Below are 4733 nucleotides of genomic sequence, written 5' to 3'. Positions count from 1 at the left end.
GCATGCCGCTGAATTTCCAGTTGCTGACCCGCGACGCGGTGCTGGTGGAGCAAACCCTGACCAGCGCCGACTACCGCCTGTACGCGCTGCCCGGCACCGTGCCGCCCAAGCCGGGCCTGGCGCGCAGCGCCGACGGCAGCGGCAGCCCGATCATCGTCGAGGTCTGGGATATCCCGCTGGCGCGCTTCGGTGAGTTCGTCGCGGAGATTCCACTACCCTTGGGCATCGGCAATGTGCAACTGAACGACGGTCGCTGGGTGAAAGGATTCATCTGCGAGGCCTGGGCGCTGGAAAGCGCCGAGGACATCACTGCCTTTGCCGGATGGCGCGCTTTTGTCGCCAGCCGCAAACCCGCTTAAGGAGAGAGCGCAATGTTCCATACCGTCCTGATCGCCAACCGTGGCGAAATCGCCGTCCGTGCCATTCGCACCTTGAAAAAACTCGGGGTGCGCAGCGTCGCGGTGTATTCCGAGGCCGACCGTAACGCCCAGCATGTCCGCGATGCCGACCTCGCCATCGCCCTGGGCGGCGAGAAAGCCGCCGACAGTTACCTGCGTGCCGAACGCATTCTTGACGCCGCCCGTGAAAGCGGCGCCCAGGCCATTTACCCCGGCTATGGCTTTCTTTCGGAAAGCGCCGAGTTCGCCGAGGCCTGCGAGGCCGAGGGCATCGCCTTTATCGGCCCGACCGCGTTGCAGATTCGCGAGTTCGGCCTCAAGCACCGCGCCCGTGAACTGGCGGCGGTGGCCGGTGTGCCGATGGCGCCCGGTACCGGCTTGCTCGACAGCCTCGATGACGCCTTGCAAGCCGCGCAGCGCATCGGTTACCCGGTGATGCTGAAAACCACCGCTGGCGGAGGCGGCATCGGCCTGACCCGCTGCGCCGACGCCGCCGCGCTGGCCAGCGCCTACGACAGCGTCAAGCGCATGGGCGAGCAGTTTTTCAGTGATGCCGGGGTGTTCCTCGAGTGCTTCGTCGATCAGGCGCGGCATGTCGAGGTGCAGATTTTTGGTGACGGTCAGGGCCGCGTGGTCGCCCTCGGCGAGCGCGACTGCTCGTTGCAGCGGCGCAACCAGAAAGTGGTGGAAGAAACCCCGGCGCCGAACCTGCCACAGGCGACCCGCGAGCGCCTGCATGCCGCCGCGGTGAAGCTCGGCGAGTCGGTGGCCTACCGTAGCGCCGGCACGGTCGAGTTCATCTATGACGCCGCCCGCGACGATTTCTACTTCCTGGAGGTCAATACGCGCCTGCAGGTCGAGCACCCGGTGACCGAGATGGTCACCGGCCTGGACCTGATCGAATGCATGCTCCAGGTCGCCGCCGACGAGGCGTTGGACTGGCCGGCGCTGCAACGGCAACCGCAAGGCGCGGCGATCGAGGTGCGCCTGTACGCCGAAGATCCGCTGAAGAACTTCCAGCCGAGCCCGGGTGTGTTGACCGACGTGCATTTTCCGGCGGGCGTGCGGATCGATACCTGGGTCAGCACCGGCAGTGAGGTCTCGGCCTTCTATGACCCGATGATCGCCAAACTGATCGTTCACGCCGACACCCGCGAGCAGGCGATTGCCGCCATGACCGCGGCGCTGGCCGCGACCCGCCTGCACGGCATCGCCACCAACCTCGACTACCTGCGCCAGGTGGTGGCCGCGCCGCGTTTCCACAGCGGCGAGGTCTGGACCCGCCTGCTCGACAGCTTCGACTATCAGCCGCAGGCCATCGAAGTGCTGGAGCCGGGCACCTATTCCAGCGTGCAGGACTTTCCCGGCCGCCTCGGTTACTGGGACATCGGCGTGCCGCCGTCCGGGCCGATGGATGATTTCGCCTTTCGCCTGGCCAACCGCATCGTCGGCAACCATGAGAGCGCCGCGGGTCTGGAATTCACCTTGCAGGGGCCGACCCTGCGTTTCCACAGCGACGGCTTGATCGCCCTGACCGGCGCCGATTGCCCGGCGACCCTGGACGGCGAGGGTGTCGCCTACTGGGCGCCAATCGCGGTCAAGGCCGGCCAGGTGCTCACCCTGGGCCGCGCCGCCAGTGGCTGCCGCACCTATCTGGCGGTGCGCAACGGCCTGGATGTGCCGGTCTATCTCGGCAGCCGCTCGACCTTCGCCCTCGGCCAGTTCGGCGGTCATGCCGGGCGCACCCTGCGCCCCGGCGATCTCCTCGGCGTGTCCCGTCCCGAGCTGGCCGCCTGCACCACGCCGGCGCCGGTGAGCCCGCCGCAGGCGCTGGATGCCAGCCTGATTCCCGCCTACGGCCGCACCTGGCAGATCGGCGTGCTCTACGGCCCGCATGGCGCGCCGGACTTTTTCACCGAAGCATCCATCGAGGTATTCTTCGCCGCCGAATGGGAAGTGCACTACAACTCCAATCGCCTCGGCGTGCGCCTTTCCGGGCCCAAGCCGGACTGGGCCCGAGCCGACGGTGGCGAGGCGGGGCTGCACCCGTCGAACGTGCACGATTGCGAATACGCCATCGGCGCCATCAACTTCACCGGCGACTTCCCGGTGATCCTGACCAAGGATGGCCCGAGCCTGGGCGGCTTCGTCTGCCCGGTGACCATCGCCAAGGCCGAGTTGTGGAAGGTCGGCCAGGTCAAGCCCGGTGACACGGTGCGGTTCCACCCGATCAGCTTCAAGCAGGCGCAGAGCCTGGAGCAGGCGCAACTGGGCAGCATCGCGGCGCTGGCGGCGATTGCCGCGGTGACCCTGCCGGCGCCCAGCCTGCAACCGGCCACCACGGTGTCCGCCACGGTGCTGGCCGAACTGCCCGCCAGCGGCAAGCGCCCCCACGTCACTTACCGCCAGGCGGGCGACGCCTATGTGTTGGTGGAGTACGGCGACAACGTGCTCGACCTGGCCCTGCGCCTGCGTATCCATCTGTTGATGGAAGCGCTCAAGGCCAAACCGTTGCGCGGTCTGGAAGAGCTGGCGCCGGGGGTGCGCTCGCTGCAACTGCGCTACAACAGCCGGCAACTGCACCAGTCGGCGTTGATTGCGCATTTGCTAGAGCTGGAGGCCGGGCTGGCGGACGTCGACGAGGTGAAAATCCCCACGCGCATCCTCCACCTGCCGATGGCCTTCGAGGACAGCGCCACCCTCGGCGCCGTGCAGCGCTACAGCGAAACCGTGCGCAGCGAAGCGCCCTGGCTGCCGAACAATGTCGATTTCATCCAGCGCGCCAACGGCCTGGCGACCCGCGAGGAAGTGCGCGACATCCTTTTCGACGCCAGCTACCTGATTCTCGGCCTGGGCGATGTTTATCTGGACGCCCCGTGCGCGGTGCCGCTCGACCCGCGCCATCGTCTGCTCAGTTCCAAATACAGCCCGGCGCGGACCTTCACCGCCGAGGGCACCGTCGGTATCGGCGGCATGTACATGTGCATCTACGGCATGGATTCCCCCGGCGGCTATCAACTGGTGGGGCGGACCCTGCCGATCTGGAACCGCTTTTCGCGCAATGCCCAGTTCAAGGACGGCCAGCCGTGGCTGCTGCACTTCTTCGACCAGGTGCGTTTCTATCCGGTCAGCGAGGCTGAACTGGACACCTTCCGCGATGCCTTCCGCGAGGGCCGGGCGCAGATCCGCATTGAGGACGCGGTGTTCGACTTCGCTGAGTACCAGCGTTTCCTCCAGGCCAATGAAGCGGATATCACCGACTTCCAGGCGCGGCAGAAACAGGCGTTCAATGCGGAAATCGCCCGTTGGCGCGAGCAGGATGATGAAGAGGCCACCGCCGCGATCCGCCCACCGCACGACGCCGATGACTACGGCGATGCCCATGTGGTCAGCGCCGACATGTGCGGCAGCGTCTGGAAAATCCTTGTGCAGCCGGGTCAGACCGTGGAGGCGGGGGCGCCGTTGATGGTCGTGGAGGCGATGAAAATGGAGCTGTCGGTGTTCGCGCCGGTCAGCGGAACGGTGCGCGCCGTGCGCTGCCAGCCGGGCAAGGCGGTACTGCCCGGCGACGCATTGCTGTTGCTGGATCCCGTGGCTTGAGGACGTCTGATCATGTTACCCACCCCTGAAAAAAAGGCCGCCCGGGAGCGGCCGGAAAACCTCGCCGAAGGTATCTACCAGCAGCTCAAGGAGGACATTTTCGAATTCCGCCTGCTGCCGGGCGATCGCTTTAGCGAAGGCGATGTTGCCAAGCGCCTGGCCGTCAGCCGCACGCCGGTGCGCCAGGCGCTCTACCACCTGGAGCGCGAGGGTTACCTGGAAGTGCATTTTCGCAGCGGCTGGCAGGTCCGGCCGTTCGACTTCGCGCGGTTCGAGGAACTGTATGACCTGCGCATCGTCCTGGAGCTGGCCTCGGTTCGCCATCTGTGCGGGCTGGAGGTCGAACTGGCCGGGCACCTGGAGCATCTGGTGAACATCTGGCTGGTCGAGGAGGACCAGCGTTTGCAGGATGGCCGCGCGGTGTCACGCCTGGACGAGGAATTCCACTGCGCGCTGGTGGCCGCCACCGGCAACCGGGAAATGGCCCGGGTGCACCGCGAGGTGACCGAGCAGATCCGCATCATCCGGCGCCTGGATTTCACCCAGTCGCCGCGGGTGTCCGCCACCTACGAGGAGCATGGCGACATCCTCGACGCGATCCTCCAGCGTCGCGGCGAACAGGCTTGCCAGTTGCTCCGTGCCCACATCGAAGTGAGCAAGGCGGAAGTGCGCAAGATCACCTTGCACATGCTGCACAGCGCGCGGCAGCGGTTGGCGATGAAGGTGGTGGGCGGC

The 4733-nt window shown here is 66.6% G+C and carries 2 protein-coding genes and 1 pseudogene; all 3 read left to right on the top strand.

Features of this window, described 5'->3' with window-relative positions:
- Positions 1-359: pseudogene (locus NTD88_RS03005) on the top strand (allophanate hydrolase); the annotation flags it as partial.
- Positions 360-371: 12 nt separating this feature from the next.
- A complete protein-coding gene (gene uca / locus NTD88_RS03000; protein ID WP_262153775.1) occupies positions 372-3998 on the top strand; it encodes an urea carboxylase in 3627 nt (1208 codons plus the stop codon).
- A gap of 12 nt (positions 3999-4010) precedes the next feature.
- A partial coding sequence (locus tag NTD88_RS02995) for a GntR family transcriptional regulator (protein WP_262191708.1) occupies positions 4011-4733 on the top strand: 723 nt, incomplete at its 3' end.

Source organism: Pseudomonas sp. 20P_3.2_Bac5 (assembly GCF_025466035.1).
Lineage (GTDB): Bacteria > Pseudomonadota > Gammaproteobacteria > Pseudomonadales > Pseudomonadaceae > Aquipseudomonas.
This window is presented reverse-complemented; position numbering and strand designations above follow the sequence as displayed.